This is a genomic window from Agromyces sp. NDB4Y10 (assembly GCF_001620055.1).
Lineage (GTDB): Bacteria > Actinomycetota > Actinomycetes > Actinomycetales > Microbacteriaceae > Agromyces > Agromyces indicus.
Map to the genome: position 1 here is coordinate 68,522 of NZ_LQGY01000065.1, position 21,663 is coordinate 90,184.

25 protein-coding genes are annotated in these 21,663 nt (G+C 72.7%); 5 read left to right on the forward strand and 20 right to left on the reverse strand.

What is annotated here, in order from left to right; all coding sequences use genetic code 11:
* Window positions 1-9: 9 nt before the first annotated feature.
* From AVP42_RS15100 to rpsB, 9 genes are all read right to left on the reverse strand, one after another.
* Window positions 10-747: an alpha/beta hydrolase gene (locus tag AVP42_RS15100; RefSeq protein WP_067950576.1), complete on the reverse strand. Its 738-nt coding sequence runs from the start codon at window positions 745-747 to the stop codon at window positions 10-12.
* Between the two features lie 11 nt (window positions 748-758).
* Window positions 759-1,067: a hypothetical protein gene (locus tag AVP42_RS15105; RefSeq protein ID WP_067950489.1), complete on the reverse strand. Its 309-nt coding sequence runs from the start codon at window positions 1,065-1,067 to the stop codon at window positions 759-761.
* 37 nt (window positions 1,068-1,104) lie between these two features.
* Window positions 1,105-1,848, reverse strand: coding sequence for a lytic transglycosylase domain-containing protein (locus tag AVP42_RS15110; RefSeq protein ID WP_231878656.1), 744 nt, complete (start codon window positions 1,846-1,848; stop codon window positions 1,105-1,107).
* 50 nt (window positions 1,849-1,898) lie between these two features.
* On the reverse strand, window positions 1,899-2,453 hold the full coding sequence (locus tag AVP42_RS15115) for a DivIVA domain-containing protein (protein ID WP_067950491.1): 555 nt from the start codon (window positions 2,451-2,453) through the stop codon (window positions 1,899-1,901).
* A gap of 20 nt (window positions 2,454-2,473) precedes the next feature.
* Window positions 2,474-3,457 (reverse strand): phosphatidate cytidylyltransferase, encoded by a 984-nt coding sequence (locus AVP42_RS15120; RefSeq protein WP_231878657.1) that lies wholly within the window; start codon window positions 3,455-3,457, stop codon window positions 2,474-2,476.
* Window positions 3,458-3,464: 7 nt separating this feature from the next.
* The gene (gene frr, locus AVP42_RS15125; RefSeq protein WP_067950493.1) at window positions 3,465-4,019 is read right to left on the reverse strand and encodes a ribosome recycling factor; all 555 of its coding nucleotides are present in this window, start codon (window positions 4,017-4,019) and stop codon (window positions 3,465-3,467) included.
* A gap of 30 nt (window positions 4,020-4,049) precedes the next feature.
* The gene (gene pyrH, locus AVP42_RS15130) at window positions 4,050-4,781 is read right to left on the reverse strand and encodes a UMP kinase (RefSeq protein WP_067950495.1); all 732 of its coding nucleotides are present in this window, start codon (window positions 4,779-4,781) and stop codon (window positions 4,050-4,052) included.
* A gap of 158 nt (window positions 4,782-4,939) precedes the next feature.
* Window positions 4,940-5,770, reverse strand: a complete 831-nt coding sequence (gene tsf / locus AVP42_RS15135; RefSeq protein ID WP_067950497.1) for a translation elongation factor Ts — start codon at window positions 5,768-5,770, stop codon at window positions 4,940-4,942.
* 27 nt (window positions 5,771-5,797) lie between these two features.
* On the reverse strand, window positions 5,798-6,721 hold the full coding sequence (gene rpsB / locus AVP42_RS15140; protein WP_067950499.1) for a 30S ribosomal protein S2: 924 nt from the start codon (window positions 6,719-6,721) through the stop codon (window positions 5,798-5,800).
* A 271-nt stretch (window positions 6,722-6,992) separates the two neighbouring features.
* Between rpsB and AVP42_RS16790 the strand changes: the two genes are divergently transcribed.
* Window positions 6,993-7,550 carry a murein hydrolase activator EnvC gene (locus tag AVP42_RS16790; RefSeq protein WP_067950501.1) on the forward strand — a complete coding sequence of 186 codons (558 nt, stop codon included), beginning with the start codon at window positions 6,993-6,995 and terminating at the stop codon, window positions 7,548-7,550.
* Here the strand turns inward: AVP42_RS16790 and AVP42_RS15150 are convergent, their stop codons facing one another.
* From AVP42_RS15150 to AVP42_RS15195, 10 genes are all read right to left on the reverse strand, one after another.
* Window positions 7,551-8,516: a tyrosine recombinase XerC gene (locus AVP42_RS15150; RefSeq protein ID WP_067950503.1), complete on the reverse strand. Its 966-nt coding sequence runs from the start codon at window positions 8,514-8,516 to the stop codon at window positions 7,551-7,553. It abuts the gene before it with no gap.
* Window positions 8,509-9,429, reverse strand: coding sequence for a phosphodiesterase (locus AVP42_RS15155; protein ID WP_067950505.1), 921 nt, complete (start codon window positions 9,427-9,429; stop codon window positions 8,509-8,511). Before AVP42_RS15155 ends, AVP42_RS15150 begins: the two co-directional genes overlap by 8 nt.
* Window positions 9,430-9,478: 49 nt before the next feature.
* On the reverse strand, window positions 9,479-10,717 hold the full coding sequence (dprA, locus tag AVP42_RS15160) for a DNA-processing protein DprA (RefSeq protein ID WP_067950507.1): 1,239 nt from the start codon (window positions 10,715-10,717) through the stop codon (window positions 9,479-9,481).
* A complete protein-coding gene (locus AVP42_RS15165; protein WP_067950509.1) occupies window positions 10,714-12,285 on the reverse strand; it encodes a YifB family Mg chelatase-like AAA ATPase in 1,572 nt (523 codons plus the stop codon). Before AVP42_RS15165 ends, dprA begins: the two co-directional genes overlap by 4 nt.
* Complete coding sequence (locus tag AVP42_RS15170) at window positions 12,285-12,641, reverse strand: YraN family protein (RefSeq protein WP_067950511.1); 357 nt, start codon at window positions 12,639-12,641, stop codon at window positions 12,285-12,287. Before AVP42_RS15170 ends, AVP42_RS15165 begins: the two co-directional genes overlap by 1 nt.
* Window positions 12,642-12,756: 115 nt before the next feature.
* A complete protein-coding gene (locus tag AVP42_RS15175) occupies window positions 12,757-13,080 on the reverse strand; it encodes a DUF2469 family protein (protein WP_067950513.1) in 324 nt (107 codons plus the stop codon).
* A 6-nt stretch (window positions 13,081-13,086) separates the two neighbouring features.
* Entirely contained in the window at window positions 13,087-13,773 is a 687-nt protein-coding gene (locus tag AVP42_RS15180; RefSeq protein WP_082847331.1) for a ribonuclease HII, read from the reverse strand.
* Window position 13,774: 1 nt separating this feature from the next.
* Window positions 13,775-14,521, reverse strand: coding sequence for a signal peptidase I (gene lepB, locus AVP42_RS15185; protein WP_067950515.1), 747 nt, complete (start codon window positions 14,519-14,521; stop codon window positions 13,775-13,777).
* A 77-nt stretch (window positions 14,522-14,598) separates the two neighbouring features.
* Window positions 14,599-14,946, reverse strand: a complete 348-nt coding sequence (rplS, locus tag AVP42_RS15190) for a 50S ribosomal protein L19 (RefSeq protein WP_067950517.1) — start codon at window positions 14,944-14,946, stop codon at window positions 14,599-14,601.
* A gap of 209 nt (window positions 14,947-15,155) precedes the next feature.
* Window positions 15,156-15,680: a hypothetical protein gene (locus tag AVP42_RS15195; RefSeq protein WP_067950519.1), complete on the reverse strand. Its 525-nt coding sequence runs from the start codon at window positions 15,678-15,680 to the stop codon at window positions 15,156-15,158.
* Window positions 15,681-15,754: 74 nt separating this feature from the next.
* Between AVP42_RS15195 and map the strand changes: the two genes are divergently transcribed.
* On the forward strand, window positions 15,755-16,522 hold the full coding sequence (map, locus tag AVP42_RS15200; RefSeq protein WP_067950521.1) for a type I methionyl aminopeptidase: 768 nt from the start codon (window positions 15,755-15,757) through the stop codon (window positions 16,520-16,522).
* A gap of 21 nt (window positions 16,523-16,543) precedes the next feature.
* Here the strand turns inward: map and nirD are convergent, their stop codons facing one another.
* Window positions 16,544-16,894: a nitrite reductase small subunit NirD gene (gene nirD, locus AVP42_RS15205; RefSeq protein WP_067950523.1), complete on the reverse strand. Its 351-nt coding sequence runs from the start codon at window positions 16,892-16,894 to the stop codon at window positions 16,544-16,546.
* Between the two features lie 205 nt (window positions 16,895-17,099).
* On the opposite strand from nirD, the gene nirB reads away from it, so the two are divergent.
* Genes nirB through AVP42_RS15220 form a run of 3 tightly spaced genes read left to right on the forward strand, consistent with a single transcriptional unit; the run spans window position 17,100 to window position 21,609 of the window.
* The gene (nirB, locus tag AVP42_RS15210) at window positions 17,100-19,709 is read left to right on the forward strand and encodes a nitrite reductase large subunit NirB (RefSeq protein WP_067950525.1); all 2,610 of its coding nucleotides are present in this window, start codon (window positions 17,100-17,102) and stop codon (window positions 19,707-19,709) included.
* Window positions 19,706-20,482 carry a uroporphyrinogen-III C-methyltransferase gene (gene cobA, locus AVP42_RS15215; RefSeq protein ID WP_082847332.1) on the forward strand — a complete coding sequence of 259 codons (777 nt, stop codon included), beginning with the start codon at window positions 19,706-19,708 and terminating at the stop codon, window positions 20,480-20,482. Before nirB ends, cobA begins: the two co-directional genes overlap by 4 nt.
* Complete coding sequence (locus AVP42_RS15220; RefSeq protein WP_067950527.1) at window positions 20,479-21,609, forward strand: uroporphyrinogen-III synthase; 1,131 nt, start codon at window positions 20,479-20,481, stop codon at window positions 21,607-21,609. Before cobA ends, AVP42_RS15220 begins: the two co-directional genes overlap by 4 nt.
* Window positions 21,610-21,663: the final 54 nt, after the last annotated feature.

Below are 21,663 nucleotides of genomic sequence, written 5' to 3' on the forward strand. Positions count from 1 at the left end.
GCGCGCCGGTCAGCTCCGCGCGTCGGTGACGGATGCCGCGGGCCACTCGGTGGGCAACGGCAGCGCTGCGGGGTTCACCGCGCGGACGATCTCCTCGAGGACGCGACGCGTCTGCGACTCCCCCACCCACAGGTGCTTGCCGCCGGCGACGTCGATGCGCGTGAGGTGCGGGAGCTCGGCGAATCGCTCGGCGGCCTCGGCGGGCTTCAGGTAGTCGTCGTGCTCCGGGATCAACGCCACCAGCGGCACCCCCGAGTCCTTCCATCGCCCGAGCTCGGCGTCGCTCGTGCGGTGCAGCGGCGGCGACAGCAGGATGGCGCCGGCGATGCCGTGCTCGAGGCCGTACTTCAGCGCGAGCTCGGTGCCGAACGACCACCCAACGAGCCACGGTCGGGGCAGTCCACGCTCTTGGACGAACCGCATCGCCGCAGCGACGTCGTCGCGTTCGGTGACGCCTTCGCCGAACTCGCCCTCGCTCGTCCCTCGCGGCGACGAGGTTCCGCGGGTGTTGAACCGCAGCACCGCCAGGTCCGCGAGGGCGGGCAGCCGAGCTGCCGCCTTGCGCAGCACGTGCGAGTCCATGAAGCCGCCGGCGGTCGGGAGCGGGTGGAGGGTGACGAGCGTCGCGACCGGCTGCCGGTCGAGCGGCGTGGCCAGCTCCCCCACCAGCCGGAGCCCGTCGGGCGTGCGCAGCTCGATCTCCTCGCGGCGCGCCGGAAGTTCGACTCCGGCGCGGATCTCGGTCATGGACTGGTCGTTCACTTCGGTCCGATCCTCCAGCAGTGGGTGTGCCAGTGCCGCCTCGAGGCGAGGTCGGCGGCGTCGCCGAGGACGCCGTCGGCGCGCCAGGCGACCAGGTGGGCGGTGCCCGGTTCGACGTCGAGGCCGCAGCCGGGGCAGACGTACGCCTTGACGGCCTGCGCCTCCGTCACGGGCTGCACGTTCCATTCCCGGCCCGAACGCACCTCCGTGCGCCGCCAGCCGGCCGTGAGCCGCTCGACGTCGAGTTCCGGGTGCGGCTCGCGCGCTCGCGCGGCACGGCCGCGGGAACGGTTCGATCGGGCCATCGTCCAAGTCTATGGTCGCCCCGGCGGTGCGCCCGGGTCAGTACCAGCCGACGCTCTGCGAGTGGGCCCATGCGCCGCAGGGCGTGCCGTACCGGCCGCTGATGTAGCCGAGGCCCCACTCGATCTGCGTCGCGGCGTTGGTCGCCCAGTCGGCACCGGCGGTGGCCATCTTCGAACCCGGCAACGCCTGCGGGATGCCGTATGCGCCGCTCGACGGGTTCATGGCGTTCACGCGCCAGCCGGACTCCTTGTTCCAGAGCGCGACGAGGCAGTCGAACTCGCCGCCGCCCCAGCCGCGAGCGGCGACGGCGCCCGCCGCGTACGCCTGGGCCGATCCGGGATCGGGCACGACGGCCGGCGGCGCCCAGCCCGCTGAGGAGGGGTCGGGTTCCGGCTCGGGCTCCGGTTCGACGTACTTCTCGACGAGGTAGCCCTCCGAGGCGACGGCGACCGCGTAGTCGCCGTCGACGTCGATCTCCTGCGCCTGCTGGCCGCCGAACCGGTCGACGGGCTCGTAGGACGCCGAGGCGGTGGCGCCCGAGTACGGGTCGACGACGTTGACCATGAGGAACCCGACCGAGGCGAGGAACGCGAACACCACCGTCGCGGCCTGCTTGGCCGGGCTCGTCACGCGTGATCGCGCCCCGTGGGTCGCGATGCGGGAGGGTGCGGCATCCGCCGTGACGGACCGGCGCGGAACGCTCGGGGCGGTGCTGGTGGATCGATGCTCGACGTCGACTTCGATCGGCGTCCCGCCGTGCTCACCCGAATGCCTGCCCACGATTCGATGAGTGTAACGGAGCCGGGGCCGCTCGGCGAAACGATCGCGCGTCACCGGACGGCGAGCATCACGTCGACCACCGCGTCGAGCACGAGGTCGACCTGCGACTCCCGATATCCGCCGCGCTGCGCGCTGAAGACGACTCCGCGGACGTCGTCGATCGCGATGGGCCAGCCGTCCCGGAAGTAGCGCGTGAGGCGGTCGGCGAACCGGTCGACCTCGCGGACGTTGTACCCGAGCGCGAGACGGCTGACGCGGTCGAATCGCTGCCCCTCGGGGCGGGCGAGGCGGTTCGCGACGACCTGGGCGGTCGTGCGCGCTTCACTGAGCCATGCCTCGTCGCCGTGCAGGCGCGAGGCGATCTGCCGCTCCTGGAACGCGAAGGCGTCCTCGAGGCGCTCCATGGCGGCGTCGACGTGGGCGGTCGAGTACCCGCCCTTCTGCATCCCGAACGCGGTGAGCCGGATCCGCTCGGAGTCGAGCGGGGCGTCGTCGGGCAGCGGCCGTCCGTCGTAGGCGCGTCGGGCTCGCTGCAGGAACTCCTCGACCTCGGACGTCTTGTAGCCGAGCTGGTTCTTGCGTGCGCGCGGGAACGTGGCATCCACCGCACCAGTATCGCGCACGCTCAACCGAACACCCGGAACGCCACGAAGGCCACGGCGGCCGACGGGAGGATCGAGTCGAGCCGGTCGAGGAAGCCGCCGTGCCCGGGCAGCCACGAGCTCATGTCCTTGATGCCGAGGTCGCGCTTGATGAGGGACTCGGCCAGGTCGCCGAGGGTCGCGGTGAGGAAGATCGCCGCGCCGAAGATCAGCCCGAACCACCAGGTGTTCCCGAGCATGAAGATCGAGAGGATGACGCCGGCCACGACGCTCGCGAGGGCGCCGCCGGCGAATCCCTCCCAGGTCTTCTTCGGGCTGATCACGGGCGCCATCGGGTGCCGGCCGAACATGAGCCCGGACGCGTACGCCCCCGTGTCGGCCGCCACGGCGATGATGATGAACGCCAGGGTCCACCACTGGCCGCCCTCGGCGGCCGTCAGCACGACCGTGAACGTCGCGAGGAACACCACGTACGCCTGGACGAGGAGCACGGCCCCGAGATCGCGGACGAGGCCGTTCGAGGCGGTGCGCACGGCGGGCGAGGCCTGCTCGGCGATGCGCCAGAGGACGACGAGCAGCATGCCGCCGAGCACGGCGGCGAGCTGGCCCGCACCTCCGCCGTAGTAGGCCACCGGGACGGCGACGATCGCGACCGCGACGGTCGGCACGCGCGGCACCCGGTAGCCGCCGTTGCGCAGGGCGGAGGCGAGCTCGGAACTGGAGAACGCGGCCACGACGACCGCGAAGACCATGAAGAGCTCCTTGATCACCAGCAGGCTGAGCAGCAGCGTGCCGCCGAACACCACGCCGATGCCGACCGCGAGGAACAGGTTGCGTCCGGTACGCGCGTTGATGCGCTCCTGCGCCTGGTCGAACTGGGCACGCGACGCCTCGAGCTGCCGCTCGAGCTCGACGCGCCGCTGGTGCATCTGCGCGCGGAACTCCGCCCGCGACGAGTGCTCGTGGTCGCCGGCGTCCGAACGCTCCCCCTCGGGGACGCCTGTCATGGTGACCTCAGACCTCGAGAAGCTCGGCTTCCTTGCGCTTCAGCGCCTCGTCGATCTGGTCGACGTGCGACTTGGTGATGTGCTCGAGTTCCTTCTCGGCGCGGTTCACCTCGTCGTCGCCGACCTCGCCCTTGAGCGAGTCGAGGTCGTCCTTGGTCTTGCGACGGATGTTGCGAACCGACACGCGCGCATCCTCCGCCTTCGACCGGACGATCTTGACGAACTCCTTGCGACGCTCCTCGGTGAGCTCGGGCAGCGTGACCCGGATGATGTTGCCGTCGTTGCTCGGATTCGCTCCGAGGTTCGGCGTGTCGCGGATCGCCTGCTCGATGTCCTTCAGCGCGCTCTTGTCGTAGGGCGTCACGACGAGCGTGCGCGCCTCGGGGTTGTTGAGCGACGCCAGCTGCGACAGCGGGGTCGGCGTGCCGTAGTAGCTCACCATGATCTTCTGGAAGAGCTGCGGGTTGGCGCGCCCGGTCCGGACGGACGCGAAATCGTCCTTCGCGACCTCGACGGCCTTCTGCATGCGTGCACTTGCTTCGGACAGAACATCCGCGATCACGGGAACTCCTTCTCTCGGGCTCGGGTCAGTCTATCGAGCGACGGACGGCTCGCCGTTGCTCACGACGGTGCCGATCTCCTCGCCGAGGATGGCCTTGGTGACGTTGCCGGCGGGCTGCATCCCGAAGACCACCATCGGCATGCCGTTGTCCATGCAGAGGCTGAACGCCGTCGAGTCGACCACCTTCAGCCCGCGCTGCAGCGCCTCCTGGTAGCTGATCCGGTCGATCTTGTGCGCGTCGGGGTTCGTGCGCGGGTCGTCGGAGTAGACGCCGTCGACGCCGTTCTTCGCGACGAGCACCACGTCGGCATCGATCTCGAGCGCACGCTGGGCGGCGACGGTGTCGGTCGAGAAGTAGGGCAGGCCGGCGCCGGCGCCGAAGATGACCACGCGCCCCTTCTCCATGTGGCGCTCGGCGCGCCGGGGGATGTACGGCTCGGCGACCTGGGTCATGGAGATCGCGGACTGCACGCGCGTCTCCGCCCCGGCCTGCTCGAGGAAGTCCTGGAGGGCGAGCGAGTTCATGACCGTGCCGAGCATGCCCATGTAGTCGGCCCGGCCCCGGTCCATGCCGCGCTCGGAGAGCTCGGCGCCCCGGAAGAAGTTGCCGCCGCCGACGACGATCGCGACCTCGACCGTGCGTGCGGCATCCGCGATCTCGCGTGCCATCGCGCTCACCACGTCGGGGTTCACCCCGAGCGAGCCGGCGCCGAACGCCTCACCCGACAGCTTGAGCATGACCCTGCGCTTGCGTTGCGTCATCCGCGACCGATCCTTCCCCTTGGGAGTCAAAACTAGTGGTTCGCCCGGTCCCGGCGCAGTGCCGGTCCGAGCCGTGTCCCGGATGCCGCCGCGCGGCGACGCCGGACACAGGAAAGGAGCCCGGATCGCCGAGGCGATCCGGGCTCCCAGGTCACGACCTACGCGCCGACCTTGAAGCGGGCGAAGTCGGAGACGGTGATGCCGGCGTCCGAGAGGACCTTGCCCACGGACAGCTTGTTGTCCTTGGCGTAGTCCTGCTCGAGCAGGGCGACCTGCTTGAAGTAGGCGCCGAGGCGACCCTCGACGATCTTCGGCAGGGCGGCCTCGGGCTTGCCCTCCTCGCGGGTGATCTGCTCGACGATCGTGCGCTCCTTGTCGACGGCCTCGGCCGGGACGTCCTCACGGGTGAGGTACTCGGGAGCGGCGAACGAGATGTGCTGGGCGACCGAGCGGGCGGTCTCGGCGTCGGAGCCGGCGTAGCCGAGCACCACGCCGACCTGCGGCGGCAGGTCCTTCGACGTCTTGTGCAGGTAGATCGAGAAGTTCTCGCCCTTGACGAGGCGGAGACGACGCAGCTCGACCTTCTCGCCGAGGATCGCGGCCTCCTCGCTGATCACGTCGGCGACGGTCTTGCCGTCGGCCGGCGCGGCGAGGGCGGCCTCGACGGTCTCGGCGCGTGCCGCGGCGACGGCCGCGAGGACGCGGTCGGCGAGCGCGACGAACTTGTCGCCCTTGGCGACGAAGTCGGTCTCGCAGGCGAGCTCGATGAGGGTGGCGGTGCCGTCGCCGTTGTCGACGGCGGCGACGAGGCCCTCGGCGGTCGAGCGGTCGGCACGCTTCGCGTTGCCCTTCGCGCCCTTCAGGCGGAGGATCTCGACGGCCTTCTCGATGTCACCGTCGGCCTCCACGAGCGCGTTCTTCGTGTCGACCATGCCGGTGCCGAGGCGCTCGCGCAGGTTCTTGACGTCTTCGAGGGTGAAGTTGGCCATATCAGGCAGTCTCCTGGACTCGTGGTCTTACTTGGACTCGGCGTCGGCCGGTGCGGCCTCGGCCTCGGGCGCGGCCTCGGCCGACTCGCCCTCGGTCGCCTCGGCGACGACCTCGGCGGCCTCCGCCTCGGCGGCCGCCTCGGTGCCGGCGACCTGCTCGGTCTCGGCCGACGACTGCGCGGGGGTCTCGGCGGCGCCGGCCTGGAGGAGCTCCTGCTCCCACTCGGCGAGCGGCTCGGCCTCCTGGCCCTCCTCGGGCTTCTGGTGGCGCTGGATCAGGCCCTCGGCGGCGGCGTCGGCGATGATGCGCGTGAGCAGGCTCACCGAGCGGATCGCGTCGTCGTTGCCCGGGATCGGGTACTGGACCTCGTCGGGGTCGCAGTTGGTGTCGAGGATGCCGATGACGGGGATGCCGAGCTTCTTGGCCTCGTCGATCGCGAGGTGCTCCTTCTTGGTGTCCACGACCCAGAGCGCCGAGGGCGTCTTCGAGAGGTTGCGGATGCCGCCGAGCGACTTGTGGAGCTTGTCGAGCTCGCGCTTCTTGAGCAGCAGCTCCTTCTTGGTGAAGCCCGAGGTGGTGCCCTCGAAGTCGAGCTCCTCGAGCTCCTTCATGCGCGCGAGGCGCTTGGAGACCGTGGTGAAGTTCGTGAGGAGGCCGCCGAGCCAGCGCTGGTTCACGTAGGGCTGGCCGACACGGGTGGCCTGCTCGGCGATGGACTCCTGCGCCTGCTTCTTGGTGCCGACGAAGAGGATGGTGCCGCCGTGCGCGACCGTCTCCTTGACGAAGTCGTACGCCTTGTCGATGTAGGCGAGCGACTGCTGCAGGTCGATGATGTAGATGCCGGAACGCTCGGTGAAGATGAAGCGCTTCATCTTGGGGTTCCAACGGCGGGTCTGGTGCCCGAAGTGCACGCCGCTGTCGAGCAGCTGGCGAATGGTGACGACGGCCATGGCCGTACTCCTTCTGTTCTCAGTTGTCGCCCCGGCCGGCGGCCGGAAGCCCTGGTGCCCGGCACGGCTCCGCCGGCTCTTGCGAGCGGGACTGAATGGAGTCGGTGGCCGAATGGGCACGCGTAGTCGCCCCGACGCGCGGGACGCTCCGGACATGCTATCACGCGGGCGGGATCCGACCGGTCCTCCACAGGCGCCTGCGGGTGCCCGATCGACGGGCCTCGCGACGTCGTCGAGGCGAACGGATGCCGCGTGCGAGACGCTCGTCGTCATGCCCCCGCTCCCCCGCGCGCTCGCACTCTTCCTTGTGTCGTCGCTCCTCGTCGTCGCGACCGGTGCGGCGACCGGGTCGGCCGCGGCGCGGCCGCCTGCGGGCGACCCGCCCTCGTCCCCGTCATCGTCGCCCGGCCCCGGAGCGGCGCGCTGGGAATGGCCGCTCGAACCTCCGGTCCGCATGATCGCCCCGTTCCTCGCGCCGCCGACCCCGTACGCGGCCGGTCATCGCGGCATCGACCTGGCCGCCGTTCCCGGCACGGGGGTGCGCGCCGCAGCCGACGGCGTCGTGGCGTTCGCCGGTCCCGTCGCCGGGCGCGGCGTGCTCTCGATCGACCACGGCGGCGGCGTGGTGAGTGCGATCGAGCCGGTCGAGGCGTCGGTCACGGTCGGCGATCGGGTCGCCGCCGGCCAGGCCGTCGGCGTCACGACGACGGGCGGGCACTGCGACGCGGTCTGCGTGCACTTCGGCGTCCGCGTGCACGGCGAGTACGTGTCCCCGCTGTGGTTCCTCGGCGGGCTCCCCCGCGCGGTGCTCCTCCCGCTGTCGGGGTGATCAGGCCCGCGGGTGGGCCGTGGCGTAGGTCTGCTTGAGCCGCTCGGCCGACACGTGCGTGTAGATCTGCGTGGTGCCCAGGCTCGCGTGGCCGAGGTACTCCTGCACCGCACGGAGGTCGGCGCCGCCGTCGAGCAGGTGCGTCGCGGCGCTGTGGCGGAACGCGTGGGGTCCCGCGGGCCCGGAGCCGGGAAGGTCGGCGAGGAGCCCCGCGACCAGTCGGTGCACGGCCCGAACGCCCAGCCGCCCGCCGCGCACCCCGAGGAACACGGGGTGCCCCATCGGCCGGGTGCCGGCCCGGCCGCCGGTCGAGCCGGTGCCGCCGCGATTTTCCAAGGAGACGAGCAGCGCCGGGCGGGCGCGGTCCAGGTACCGGTCGAGCGCGGCGGCGGCCGGCGCTCCGTACGGCACCACGCGCTCCTTCGAGCCCTTTCCGACGACGCGCACGGTGCGGTTGCCCCGGTCGACGTCGTCGAGGTCCAGCCCGACCAGTTCCGAGACTCGGAGCCCGCAGGCGTAGAGCAGCTCGACGATCGCGAGGTCGCGCACCGCCACCGGGTCGCCGTCGACGGCGGCCGACTGCAGTCCCTCGATGAGCGTCGTGACCGCGGGCGCGGCGACCACCCGCGGGAGGGTGCGCTTGGCGCGCGGTGCGCGGAGCCTCGCCGCAGGGTCGGCCGCCACGGCGCCCGTGCGTTCGAGCCAGGCGCCGAGCCCACGAGCGGATGCCGCCCGCCGGGCGATCGTCGATCGAGCCAGACCGCGCTCGGTGGCGGCCCACAGCCAGTCCCGCAGCAGGTCGAGGTCGACGCGGTCCACGTCGTCGATGCCGCGCTCGCCGGCGAACCGGCCGAGGTCGGCGAGGTCGGAGGCGTAGGCGTCGATGGTGTGGTCGGAGTAGCCCCGCTCGTGCCGGACGTGGGCGAGGTAGTCGTCCACGGCCGCGTCGAACCGGAGTTCAGCCATTGGATGCGCTTCCGCGCTTCCGCGAGAAGCGCTCGAGCCGGCCCTCGTCGTCGAGCGCCTCGAGTTCGCGGACGAACTGCTCGCCGAAGCTCGTGATCTCCGCGTACGAGCCCACCGGCACGACGGAGGTCACCGCTCCGTCGTCGAAGAGGTGCACGAGCGAGAACGAGTGCCCGCCGTCGATGCCGACGAGTTCGAGCGGCGGGGCCGAGAGGTCCATGGTGTAGGCGAGCGCCCCGGCCACGGAGACCGGGATCCCGGCGAAGGTGCCCTGCGTCGGATAGTGCAGGTGACCGCCGAGGATCAGCCGGACGTCGGTGCCCCGCACCACGTCGGCGAGGGCGTCCTGGCCGCGGAGCTCGAGCACGTCCATCAGGGCCAGCGGCGTGGCGATCGGGGCGTGGTGCATCGCGAGCACGGTGCCGAACGGTGCGGGCTCGCGGAGTCGATCGGCGAGCCAGTCGAGCGTCTCGGATTCGAGTACGCCGTGGTGATAGCCCGGCACGCTCGTGTCGAGGGCGATGATCCGGAGTCCGTCGAGGTCGACCACCCGATTCACCGGCACGTCGCCGGTATGCGGCTCGCGGAGGAGGATCTCGGAGAACGGCGCGCGTTCGTCGTGGTTGCCCATGACCCAGACGAGCCGGGCGCCCGTGGCCTCGGCGAGCGGTTCGAGGACGTCCCGGATCCGGTGGTAGGCGTCGGGCTCGCCGAGGTCGGTGACGTCGCCCGTGACGAGGATCGCGTCGAGCTCGCCGGCGAGCCGACCGAGCTGCCGTGCCGCCCGATCGAGGTGCGCCACGGTGTCGGCCCGACCGCCGAGCGGAGCGCCGCCGGCGAGGAAATGCGTGTCGCTCAGGTGGGCGATCACGTGTCGCGCCGCCGGGTACCTGCCGAATCGGGGATGGTCCATCGCTGCCTCCGACGCCAGCCTAGGACCACCCCCGGCGGTCGGCACCGCGTCACGCCGAGCGGAGGCGAACCCAGCCGTCGTCGACGCGTCGGGCCAGCCCGGTCGCGTCGAGCGCCCCCAGCGCCCCGAGCACCGCCCCCGTGCCGAGGCCGCTGCGCGTGGCGAGCTCGGTGACGGTGCGCGCCCGACGCACGCCGAGGGCGTCCAGCACGCGCCGCTCGTCGGAGGTGAGCAGCTCGATCGCGCGCGGCGCGGTGGAACCCGCCTCAGGTCCCGCGGCGTCGGGCGAGCCGACCGCGCCCACGAGTTCGGCCATCTGCGCGGCATCCGTCACGCACACCGCGTCGAACTCGCGCAGCAGCCGGTGGCACCCGGCGGACGCCGGGCTGGTCACCGGTCCCGGCATGGCTCCGAGGGGACGCCCGAGCGCGGCGGCGTGGCCCGCCGTGTTCAGCGATCCCGAGCGCATGCCCGCCTCGAGCACGACCGTGGCCTGCGCCGCCGCGGCGATGAGCCGATTGCGCTGGAGGAACCGCCAGCGCGTGGGAGCCGCGCCGCACGGCATCTCGGACACGACGGCGCCGGTCTCGGCGATGCGAGCCAGGAGCGCCTCGTGACCGACGGGATAGAAGCGGTCGACGCCGCCGGCGAGGAACGCGACCGTGGTGCCGCCGCTCGCGAGCGCCGAGCGGTGCGCGGTGCCGTCGATCCCGTACGCGCCTCCGGAGACGATGCAGAACCCGCGGTCCACGAGCCCCGCGGCCGCCTCGACGGCGACGTGCTCGCCGTACCCCGTCGCCGCGCGGGCCCCCACGAGCGCGATGGACGGCCGCCGGGTGAGCGATGCCACGTCTCCGCGCAGCCACAGCGTCAGGGGGGCGTGCACGCCGAGGTCGTCCACGCCGTCCGGCCACTCCGGATCGGCGGGCAGCACGAGGCGCGCGCCGACGCGTGCGGCCTGCGCGAGCCCGCGTGCGAACGCGGCGTGGTCGCGTCGCGGCCGCCAGCGCTGGAGGCCCGCCGTGACCTCGTGGACGGACACCGCGGCGCCGTGCTCCCCCGCCTCACCCGTCACCTCGGCCGCGGGCCGGTCGTCGAGCAGGAGCTCGGCCGTCCGGATCGCTCCGAGCGCGGCGACCAGGCGCCCGAGCACGCCGTCGCCCGGCTCGGACACGAAGCCCAGCGTGGCGGCGGCGGCGCACGCACGGGGATCGACGTCGGACCCGGCCGGCCGCACGGCGGCGAGCTCGGCCGCCGAGGCGTCCACCGTCCGCTCGAGCGCGCTCATGCGGCGAGCCCCGATCGGAGGCCGAGGGCCCGGCCGACGTGCTGCGCGTCGGGACGAGCTGCGCCCTCGAGGTCCGCGACGGTCCACGCGACCTTGAGCACCCGGTCGTACCCGCGCATCGTCACCCCGCCGCGTTCGAGCGCGAAGTCGAGTGCCCGGGTGGCGACGCCACCGGGATGCATCCGGCCCTCGCCGCGCAGCCACGGCCCGGGCACCTGGGCGTTGGTGCGCCACGGCGTCCCGGCGTAGCGACGCGCGGCGGCCTCCTGCGCGCGCAGCACCCGTTCCCGCGCCTGCGCCGTGGTCGTCACCGACCTGCCCAGGTCGTCGCCCGGACCCATCCGGAGCATCGCGGGCGTCAGCCGGTTGACCACCAGCCGCAGGTCGACCCGATCGAGCAGCGGACCCGAGATGCGCGCGAAGTACCGGCGCTTGGTGGCCGGCGGACACGCGCAGGCGTCGGCGACGCGCTCACCGCCGCCGCACGGGCAGGGGTTGGCGGCCAGCACGAGCTGGAACCGAGCGGGGAACGTCGCGACGGCGTTCGCCCGGTGGATCGTGATCTCGCCGGACTCGAGCGGTTGCCGCAGGGCATCGAGCACGGACGAGGGGAACTCCGGCGCCTCGTCGAGGAAGAGCACCCCGTGGGACGCGCGTGCGGCAGCGCCGGGTCGGATGCCGCGGCTGCCGCCACCGACCATCGCCGCGGCGCTCGCGGTGTGGTGCGGCGCCTCGAACGGCGGCCGCACGGACAGCGTGCCGCCGATGCGCTCGCCGGCGAGCGAGCGCAGCGACGCCACCTCGAGGGCGGCATCCGGCGTCAGGTCCGGCAGGATGCCCGGCAGCCGGGAGGCGAGCATCGTCTTGCCGGCGCCCGGCGGTCCGGCCATCAGCAGGTGGTGGCCGCCCGCCGCGGCGATGAGCAGCGCCTCGACCGCCTCCGGATTGCCGACGACGTCGGCGAGGTCGCCGCCGGCGGGACCCGGCGCGGACACGTCGGCGGTGTCGCCACCGTGCCGCACGGGTTCGTCGGCGTCGCAGGCCGACAGGTCGAACTCCCCGCCGTGGCGCACCGCGGCTTCGAGCAGGGACGAGACCGCCACGATCTCGACGCCGGGCACGAGTCGCGCCTCGTCGGCGTTCGCCAGCGGCACCATGACCCGGTCGTGCCCGGCGCGGGCCGCGGCGAGGACCGCCGGGAGGATACCGTGCGTCGGCCGCAGGCGACCGTCGAGGCCGAGCTCGCCGAGGTGCACGAACCGCTCGACCGATTCGCGCGAGATGGTCCCGGCGGCGGCGAGGCACGCGAGGGCGATGGCCAGGTCGAAGCCCGACCCGTGCTTCGGCAGCGACGCCGGCGAGAGGTTCACCGTGAGGCGACGCGGCGGCAGCTGGCAGCCGGCATTGCTCGCGGCCGAGCGGACGCGTTCGCGCGCCTCTCCGAGCGCGGCATCCGGCAGCCCGATGATGACGAGCGCGGGCAGGTGGCTGGACAGGTCGGCCTCGACCTCGACGACCGAGCCGGTGAGTCCGACGAGCGCGATGGCGTGCGTGCGTGCGACGGGCATCAGGCGATCCGCTCGAGGTGCTCGACGACGGCGGGCGCGGCGGCCGGGGCGAACACCGCGACGGCATCGATCCGGATCCGCCCGGTGGGCGTCGAACTCGCCTCGCACCACGCGAGCGCGAGGCGTCGGAGTCGCGCGAGCTTGCGCGCGGTGATCGCCTCGAAGGGGTGACCGTAGCCGGCACCGGCTCGGGTCTTCACCTCGACGAACACCGTCTCGTCGCCGTCGCGCAGCACCAGGTCGAGCTCGCCGTGGCTGCACCGCCAGTTGCGGTCGATGACGCGCATGCCGCGCGCCTCGAGATGGTCGGCGGCGACCTGCTCGCCGTGCCGACCGAGTTCCGTGTTGTGGGCCATGCGCCCAGCGTCGCGGTCCGCGAGGACCCCCGAGCGCCGATCGCCGCCCGGCGCGGAGGATCCGCCGGATCAGGGCCCTGTGGAGGACCGCTCGCGGCGAGGGACCGGCTCCGGGCTACTCCTCGAGCGCGAGGTCCTTCGGCAGCTCGAACTCGCGCGTGGCCAGTTCCTCGACGTTCACGTCCTTGAAGGTCAGCACGCGCACCGACTTCACGAACCGGTCGGCCCGGTAGACGTCCCACACCCAGACGTCCTTCATCGACAGCTCGAAGTAGAAGTCGTGCTCGGTGTCTCGGCGCACCAGCTCGACCTCGTTCGCGAGGTAGAAGCGACGCTCGGTCTCGACCACGTACTTGAACTGCGAGACGATGTCGCGGTATTCGCGGTAGAGCGCGAGCTCCACTTCACGGTCGTAGTCTTCGAACTCGTCCTCATCCATCGCTGATCATCCTACTTCGAGGTCGAACAGCGACGGCGCCGCTTCTGCCGGCCGCTCGTGCAGCCAGGTGCGCCGGTGCAGGCCGCTGGGCCCGTGCTCGGCGATCGCGGCGAAGTGCGCCGGGCTCGAATAGCCCTTGTTCTCGTGCCAGTGGTAGAGCGGGGTGTCGTCGTGGGCGCGGCGCATCCCCGTGTCGCGGTGCACCTTGGCGATGACGGATGCCGCCGACACCGACGCGCAGTCGCGGTCGGCCTTGATCCGCGTGATGACCTGGGCGCGGTGCTCGATGGACTGGCTGAGCCAGTCGTAGTTGCCGTCGAGCAGCAGCGGCGCACCCGCCACGAGGCCGCGGTCGAGGCCCAGCGCGGCGAACGCCCGCGCTCCGGCGAGGCCGAGGCACGCCATGATGCCGAGCCGGTCGATCTCCTCGGCGCTGGCCTCGCCGACCGCCGAGGCGAGCACCCACGAGGCGGCCCGGGGTGCGAGCAGCTGCCGCTTCGGCTCGGGCAGGAGCTTCGAGTCGCGCAGGCCCGCCGGCATCCGCTTCACCGAGGCGTCGATGACGACCATGCCGACCGCGACGGGCCCGGCCAGGGCGCCCCGCCCCACCTCATCGCACGCGAGGACGACGGGGGCTCCCCCGGCCAGCAGCTCGCGCTCGATCCGCAACGACGGCACGCCCGCGGGGCTCACCTCACTCGGCTCCCTCGTCGACGCCGGCGAACACTTCGGGGTAGTTGTCGAGGAAGGTCCAGTGCGAGATCGGCCAGCTGACGACCACGGCCCGGCCGACGACGTTGTCGGTCGGCACGAAGCCCTTCAGCGGGGTATCGGTGTTGTAGCGGGAGTCCTTGGAGTTGTAGCGGTTGTCGCCCATGACCCACAGGGAGTCCTCGGGCACGACGACCTCGAAGTCGTCGCGGGAGACCTTCGTCTCGCCGGGGGGCAGCGCGACGTACGGCTCGTCGAGCGGGACGCCGTTGACGGTCATCTGGCCGAGCGCGTTGCAGCACACCACGGTGTCGCCGGGCAGGCCGATGACGCGCTTGACGAGGTGGTCGTTCGAGTCGGGGGCCGACAGCCCCACGAACGCGAGGAACCAGTCGACGGCCGCGACCACCGGGGGCTGCTCCTCCTCGACGCGGGCGGGCAGCCATCCGCCCGGGTCCTTGAACACGACGACGTCGCCGCGTTCGATCGCCGCGAGCTCGGGCACGAGCTGGTTGACGATGATCCGGTCGTCCTGCACGAGGGTCTGCTCCATCGACTGCGACGGGATGAAGAAGGACCGGATGAGGAACGTCTTGATGAGGAACGAGACCAGGACCGCGACCACGAAGATCACGAGCAGGTCGCGCAGGAACAGCAGGACGCTCCGACGGCGCGACGGCGTCTCGGAGGTGGCGCGTTCGTCGCGCGTGGTGCGTGTGTCTTCAGTCATGAAATGGCTCGAGCTCCCCGACCCAGTCTAGGGGCGGGGAGCTCGAGCGGATGACGCGTGCGCCGGCGGAACGCCGATCAGTTGTCGCGCTTCTCCTTGATCTTGGCCTTCTTGCCGCGCAGCTCGCGCAGGTAGTACAGCTTCGCGCGACGGACGTCACCGCGGGTGACGACCTCGATGCGGTCGATCACCGGCGAGTGGACCGGGAACTTGCGCTCGACGCCGACCTGGAAGCTGATCTTGCGGACGGTGAAGGTCTCGCGGACGCCCTCGCCCTGGCGGCCGATGACGACGCCCTGGAAGACCTGGATGCGCGAGCGGTTGCCTTCGACGATGTTGACGTGGACCTTGACGGTGTCGCCGGGGCGGAAGTCGGGGATGTCCGAGCGGAGGCTCGCGGCGTCGACGTGGTCGAGGATGTGCATGATGGTTCGCTCTCTGCGCCCGCCACCGGTCGAACGCGGATCATGGATGGAAGTGTCTGGTGCCGCCTCGCGCGAACGTGGTCGCGCCGTGCGTGCTCCCCGGAGGCAGAGTCCTGCGGCGGCACAATCGTCCATTCTGCCAGATCAGCGGGCCCACGGCCAAAATCCGGCGACGGATGCCGCGCGCGAGCGCGTCGGCGGACGACCGCTCAGTCGCGGCGTTCCTCCCACGAGCGCTCCTCGCGGACCACGATGACCTCGCCGCCGTCCTCGGCACGCGGCGTCCGGGCCTGTCCGGGGATGCCCGCGCCGGGCGCGCGGCCCGAGGACGCGAGGCGCTCGTACTCCTCCATCGTGGCGCGCACGCGTCGTGCCCCGTCGCTGAGCAGCCGCCAGACGGCGTACCAGAAGGCCGCGATGGCGCCGACCATGGCGAGGATCGCGAACGTGATGCCCGTCGGTCCGTAGACGCCCGCGGCGATGATGAGCAGGTGCCAGACGCCGAGGACCGCGACATCCGCCCAGTCGACCGCCTTGGCCCGGCGCACGTCGGGCCGCGCGGCGATGACGAGGGCGACGACCCCGAGCGACACGAACGCGATCGGTGCGGCGAACATCAGGCCGATGACGCCCCAACCGCTCGAGCCGAAGATCGCGTAGCCGATCAGCAGCCAGACCGGGAGCACGATCGCAGCGATGAACTGCCACCGGTAGAAGGCGCGACGGATCAGCATGCCGCCAGCGTACCCGCGCCCGCCCGACCGGTCGCCGGGTGTTCACTCAGGGCGGACCCGACAGAATGGGTGACGTGATCGAACTGAGGACCCCTGCGGAGATCGAGCAGATGCGGCCGGCCGGCCGATTCGTCGCGAGCGTGCTGGAGGCGACGTCGAAGGCCGCGGCGCCCGGCGTGAACCTGCTCGAGCTCGACGCGCTCGCACACGAGATGATCCGCGCGGCGGGCGCGACGAGCTGCTACATCGACTACCACCCCTCGTTCGGCGCGAGCCCGTTCGGCAAGGTGATCTGCACGTCCGTGAACGACGCCGTCCTGCACGGCCTCCCCCACGACTACGCGCTGCAGGACGGCGACCTGCTGACCCTCGACTTCGCGGCATCCGTCGACGGCTGGGTGGCCGACTCGGCGATCTCGTTCGTCGTCGGCACGCCGCGGGAGGAGGACCTGCGGCTCATCGACACCACGCGTCGAGCCCTCGACGCCGGCATCGCCGCCGCGCGACCGGGCAACCGCATCGGCGACATCTCGCGGGCGATCGCCGACGTCGCGAAGGCCGAGGGCTACTCGATCAACACCGACTTCGGCGGCCACGGCGTGGGGCGCACCATGCACGGCGACCCGCACATCCCGAACAACGGCCGCCCCGGTCGAGGCCTCCCGCTGAAGCCGGGCCTCGTGGTCGCCATCGAGCCGTGGTTCCTGCAGACCACCGATCGCATCTTCACCGACCCCGACGGGTGGACCCTGCGCAGCGCCGACGGATCGCGCGGCGCGCACTCCGAGCACACCATCGCGGTGACCGACGGCGACCCGATCGTCCTCACGCAGCGCGGCTGACGGCCCGCCCGTCTCCCCGCGTCATCCGTCGAGCTCGACCTCCAGCATGCCGCCGACGACGCGCGTGCGGTACGTGCGCAGCGACAGCGCGGGATCGGTGAAGCACTCGCCCGTGCCGAGGTCGTAGACCTGCTTGTGCAGCGGCGACGCGATGGTGGGCCGGTCGCCGCGCGATCCGACGATGCCGCGCGCCATGACGGGCGCGCTCGTGTGCGGGTCGTGGTGGTCCACCGCGTACACCTCCTGCTCGGCGACCCGGATGAGGGCGACCTGGCGCGCGCCGATCAGCGCGACCTCGCCCCAGCCGGGCTCCAGGTCGGTCACCGCGCAGGCGCGGACCCATGCGGTCGTCAGCTCGATGGTCGACGTCATCTCCGGCTCCCTCGGTCTCGGTGCCCCTCACGCTAGGCACGGCGTGTTTCCCGCGGCGCGCCCGCCGTGTTTCCGACGGGTGAAACCGGCCTCACGTCGCCCGATCCGCGGTGCGAGGTCCCCGAGCGGTTGCGTTACGACCGCGAAACAGGACGGAAACGGCCCGGCCGTACGCTCGCCGACAACCTGAGACCGGGAGGCCAGCATGAACGAGACCGCGAACGCCGCGGCGGGCGCGCGCCACGTCGTCATCGTCGGCGGCGGCCCGGCCGCGCATCGCCTCGCCGACAGCCTCCACGCCCGCGACACCGACCGTCGCCTGCGGGTCACGGTGGTCGGCGAGGAGCCGTGGGCGCCCTACGACCGCGTGGCGCTCAGCACCCGCCTGGCCGACGCGAGCACGGATCTCACGCTTCCGGACACGCCGTGGGACGACGGGCACGTCCGCCTGATCACCGGCGAGCGCGTCGTCGAGGTGAGCCGCGCGAACCGCGTGGCCGTCACCTCGAGCGGACTCGAGCTGCGGTGGGACGACCTGGTGCTCGCGACCGGGTCGAGCGCGCCCGTCCCCGACCTCCCCGGGAGCGAGCACGCCCGCGTCTACCGCACGATCGACGACGTCGACGCGCTCGTCGCCGAGACCCGTTCGCTCGCCGAGCGCCTCGGCCGGGCGCCGCGCGTGGTCGTCGCCGGCGGCGGCCTGCTCGGGCTCGAGGCCGCCGGCGGCCTCGCGAAGCTGGGGGCGGATGCCGCGATCGTGCACTCCGGTCGGTGGCTCATGTCCGCCCAGCTCGACGAGGGCGCCGGACGCGCGCTCGGCCGCATCATCGCCGGCCAGGGGATCGACCTGCACCTCGGGGTCCGCCCCGCGAAGGTGCTCACGAGCAGCGGCGGCGTCGTGGGGGTGGAGCTCACCGACGACCGCCGCGTCGACGCCGACCTCGTCGTGTTCGCGATCGGGATCGCCCCGCGCGACGAGCTGGCTCGGGCGATGGGGCTCGAGCTCGGCCCGCGGGGCGGGGTCGCGATCGACACGGCGTGCGCGGCATCCGTGCCGGACGTCTGGGCGATCGGCGAGGTCGCGAGCTTCGAGGGCCGCTGCACGGGCCTCGTCGCGCCGGCCAACGCGATGGCCGAGGTCGTCGCCGACCGGCTGCTCGGCGGCGCCGCCGAGTTCACGACCGTCGACGACGCGACCAAGCTGAAGCTCGCCGGCGTCGACGTCGCGAGCTTCGGCGACGCCCTCGCGCGCACCGAGCACGCGCTCGAGATCGTCTACGCCGACCCGGCGCGCGGGCTCTACCAGAAGCTGGTCGTGACGGATGACGCCAGGACGCTGCTCGGCGGCGTGTTCGTGGGTGACGCGTCGCCGTACGCGTCGCTGCGACCGCTGCTCGGCACGGAGCTGTCGGGCGAGCCCGCCGCGTACCTCTCGGCGTCGGGCATGGAGGCGCCCGCGGGCGACGAGCTCCCGGCATCCGCCCTCGTGTGCGCGTGCAACAACGTCGCCGCCGGCACCATCCGGGACGCCGTCAACGGCGCCCACGGCGCGCACGCGGAGGGATGCGCCGAACTCGGGGCGCTGAAGGGGTGCTCGCGCGCGGGCACCCAGTGCGGCTCCTGCGTGCCCCTCGTGAAGAAGCTGCTCGAGGCCGAGCTGGCCAAGTCCGGCCGCGCGATCTCGCGGGCCCTCTGCGAGCACTTCGCGATCTCGCGGCAGGAGCTCTTCGAGTCCGTCCGCGTGCTCGAGCTCGCCTCGTTCGAGGACATCGTCGCCCGGCTCGGCACTGGCCGCGGATGCGACGTCTGCAAGCCCGTCGTCGCGTCGATCCTCGCCGCCCAGCACGGCTCGTACATCCTCGACGGCGGCCGCGGCGGACTGCAGGACACCAACGACCGCGCCATGGCGAACATGCAGAAGGACGGCACGTACTCGGTCGTGCCGCGCATCCCGGCCGGCGAGATCACCCCGCAGAAGCTCGCGGTCATCGCGCAGGTCGCGACGGACTTCGGGCTCTACACGAAGATCACCGGCGGCCAGCGCATCGACCTCTTCGGCGCGCGGCTCGACCAGTTGCCGGAGATCTGGAAGCGGCTCGTCGATGCCGGCTTCGAGTCGGGCCAGGCCTACGGCAAGGCGCTGCGGAACGTGAAGAGCTGCGTCGGCTCGACGTGGTGCCGCTACGGCGTGCAGGACTCCGTCGCGATGGCGATCCGGCTCGAGCTGCGCTATCGCGGGCTCCGCTCCCCGCACAAGCTGAAGTTCGGCGTCTCCGGCTGCGCGCGCGAGTGCGCCGAGGCGCGCGGCAAGGACGTCGGCGTGATCGCGACCGAGCAGGGATGGAACCTCTACGTCGGGGGCAACGGCGGGTTCCAGCCGGCGCACGCCCAGCTGCTCGCGAGCGACCTCGACGACGAGACCCTGCTGCGCTACCTCGACCGGTACATCATGTACTACGTCCGCACCGCCGACCGGCTGCAGCGCACCGCACGCTGGATCGAGGACCTCGACGGCGGACTCGACCACGTGCGCGACGTCGTCGTGCACGACTCGCTCGGCCTCGCGGCCGACCTCGAGGCCGCGATGGCCCGGCACGTCGACACGTACGAGGACGAGTGGGCGGCCACGCTCGCCGACCCCGACCGGCTGCGCCGCTTCCGCTCGTTCGTGAACGCGCCCGAGGCGGCCGCGCAACCCCTCGCACGCGTCGAGGAACGCGGCCAGTACCGCCCGGCCACCCCCGAGGAGCTGGCGCGGGGCGAGGCGGTCCTCGTCTCCGGCCCGACGATCCCCACGCGCGGAGCGGGCGCGTGACCGGCCGGGTGACGCTCGTCGGGGGCGGCCCCGGTCGGGAGGAGCTGCTCACCGTCGCCGCGGTCCGCGCCCTCGGGGCGGCGGACGTCGTGCTCTACGACCGGCTCGCGCCGCACGGGCGCCTCGCCGAGCTCGCGCCCGACGCCGAGCTCGTCGACGTCGGCAAGCAGCCCGGGCACCACGCGATGCCGCAGGGCGAGATCGAGGCGCTGCTCGTCGCCCACGCCCTCGCCGGACGCCACGTGGTGCGACTCAAGGGCGGCGACCCCTACGTGTTCGGGCGCGGCGGCGAGGAGGTGCTCGCCTGCCATCGCGCCGGCGTGCCGGTCGAGGTCGTCCCCGGCGTCACGAGCGCGGTCGCGGTCCCCGGCGCGGCCGGCATCCCCCTGACGCATCGCGGCGTAAGCCGCCTCTTCACGGTCGTCTCGGGGCACGCACCGCTCACCGACGACGAGCTCCGCCACCTCGCGGGGCTCGGCGGCACCGTGGTCGTGCTCATGGGCGTGAACACCCTCCCCATGCTCGCGGCCGGACTGGCCCGGCACGGCATGCGCGCCTCCACACCGGTCGCGATCGTCGAGCGCGGCTTCCGATGCGACCAGCGCACGACGGTCGCCGACCTGGGCGGCATCGTCACGGCGGCCGGCCTCGCCGGGGTGGAATCGCCGGCGGTCATCGTCGTCGGCGAGGTCGTCCGGCTCGCCCACGACGGCCACGCCGACGCCGTCCAGCTCATGGAGCGAGCGGCAGGGTTCGCGGGAGCCGCCGCATGACCGACCAGGCGGAGTGCGCCATCGGCTTCCGGCCCGACCAGCTCGAGGGCTTCCGCATCGGCGTGACGAGCGACCGCCGGTCGGGCGACCTCATCGACGCGTTCGTACGCCGCGGCGCCCAGGTCGTCCATGCCCCCACGATCCGGATGGCGAACGCGAGCTCCGACGAACCCGTCATCGCCGACACGCGCGCCATCATCGACGCCCGGCCCGACGTGCTGCTCGCGACCACCGCCTACGGGGTCCGCCGCTGGTTCGAGGTGGCGGATGCCGCGGGGCTCGGCGACGACCTGGTCGACGCGTTGCGCGACACCGCGATCCTCGTGCGCGGCCCGAAGGCGCGCGGCGGCATCCGCGCCGCGGGCCTCGACGACGTCGGCATGAGCGCCGAGGAGACCACCGAGTCGCTCATCGACGAAGTGCTCGCCAAGCACCCGGCCGGGCTCACGATCGCGGTGCAGCTCCACGGCTACCTCCCGCCGTCGGCGCTCGACCGGCTCCGTCGGGCGCACGCCCGCGTCCTCACGGTCGAGCCGTACCGCTGGCTCGACCCGGACGTGGCCGACGAGCGCGTCGACCGGCTCATCGAGGCCGCCTGCACGGGCGGCCTCGACGCCATCACGTTCACGAGCGCGCCCGCCGTCCACGCGCTGTTCATGGCGGCCGAGGCGCGCGGCCGGTACGACGACCTCGTCGATGCGATGTGCGGGCCCGTCGTCGCGGCCGCCGTCGGCCCGGTCACCGCGGCGCCGCTGCTCGCGGCCGGCATCGTCCCGCTGCAACCGGAGCGGTACCGGATGGGCGCCATGATCCGGCAGGTGTGCGAGCACCTCGAGTCGGCGCGCGTCATCCGCGTCGAGACGCGGCACGGGCCGCTCGCGTTGCGCGGATCGGTCGCCGAGGTGGCCGGACGCCGCATCCCGCTCGCCCCCGTCGCGCTCTCGATCCTGCGCCCGCTCGTCGTGGCGCGCGGCTCGGTGGTCGCTCGCGACCGCCTCGCCGCGGGGATGCCGGGCGCGGGCGACGAGCACGCGCTCGAGGTCGCGCTGAGCCGCCTCCGGCAGTCGCTCGGCGTCCCCGGACTGATCGCCACCGTGGTCAAGCGGGGATACCGGATCGATGCGTGACCACGACCTCACAGCGGCATCCGATCCGGGTGAGCAGGTGGAGACGCACTGTTC

Excerpts from the sequence above, each read along its gene's own strand:
- AVP42_RS16790 (WP_067950501.1), top strand. The coding sequence starts at position 6,993 with ATGCCCCCGCTCCCCCGCGCGCTCGCACTCTTCCTTGTGTCGTCGCTC.
- pyrH (WP_067950495.1), bottom strand. The coding sequence starts at position 4,781 with ATGACGCAACGCAAGCGCAGGGTCATGCTCAAGCTGTCGGGTGAGGCG.
- tsf (WP_067950497.1), bottom strand. The coding sequence starts at position 5,770 with ATGGCCAACTTCACCCTCGAAGACGTCAAGAACCTGCGCGAGCGCCTC.
- AVP42_RS15165 (WP_067950509.1), bottom strand. The coding sequence starts at position 12,285 with ATGCCCGTCGCACGCACGCACGCCATCGCGCTCGTCGGACTCACCGGC.
- AVP42_RS15150 (WP_067950503.1), bottom strand. The coding sequence starts at position 8,516 with ATGGCTGAACTCCGGTTCGACGCGGCCGTGGACGACTACCTCGCCCAC.
- rpsB (WP_067950499.1), bottom strand. The coding sequence starts at position 6,721 with ATGGCCGTCGTCACCATTCGCCAGCTGCTCGACAGCGGCGTGCACTTC.
- AVP42_RS15170 (WP_067950511.1), bottom strand. The coding sequence starts at position 12,641 with ATGGCCCACAACACGGAACTCGGTCGGCACGGCGAGCAGGTCGCCGCC.
- nirB (WP_067950525.1), top strand. The coding sequence starts at position 17,100 with ATGAACGAGACCGCGAACGCCGCGGCGGGCGCGCGCCACGTCGTCATC.
- lepB (WP_067950515.1), bottom strand. The coding sequence starts at position 14,521 with ATGACTGAAGACACACGCACCACGCGCGACGAACGCGCCACCTCCGAG.
- AVP42_RS15155 (WP_067950505.1), bottom strand. The coding sequence starts at position 9,429 with ATGGACCATCCCCGATTCGGCAGGTACCCGGCGGCGCGACACGTGATC.
- dprA (WP_067950507.1), bottom strand. The coding sequence starts at position 10,717 with ATGAGCGCGCTCGAGCGGACGGTGGACGCCTCGGCGGCCGAGCTCGCC.
- AVP42_RS15100 (WP_067950576.1), bottom strand. The coding sequence starts at position 747 with ATGACCGAGATCCGCGCCGGAGTCGAACTTCCGGCGCGCCGCGAGGAG.
- AVP42_RS15195 (WP_067950519.1), bottom strand. The coding sequence starts at position 15,680 with ATGCTGATCCGTCGCGCCTTCTACCGGTGGCAGTTCATCGCTGCGATC.
- AVP42_RS15175 (WP_067950513.1), bottom strand. The coding sequence starts at position 13,080 with ATGGATGAGGACGAGTTCGAAGACTACGACCGTGAAGTGGAGCTCGCG.
- AVP42_RS15120 (WP_231878657.1), bottom strand. The coding sequence starts at position 3,457 with ATGACAGGCGTCCCCGAGGGGGAGCGTTCGGACGCCGGCGACCACGAG.
- AVP42_RS15220 (WP_067950527.1), top strand. The coding sequence starts at position 20,479 with ATGACCGACCAGGCGGAGTGCGCCATCGGCTTCCGGCCCGACCAGCTC.
- nirD (WP_067950523.1), bottom strand. The coding sequence starts at position 16,894 with ATGACGTCGACCATCGAGCTGACGACCGCATGGGTCCGCGCCTGCGCG.
- rplS (WP_067950517.1), bottom strand. The coding sequence starts at position 14,946 with ATGCACATCCTCGACCACGTCGACGCCGCGAGCCTCCGCTCGGACATC.
- AVP42_RS15105 (WP_067950489.1), bottom strand. The coding sequence starts at position 1,067 with ATGGCCCGATCGAACCGTTCCCGCGGCCGTGCCGCGCGAGCGCGCGAG.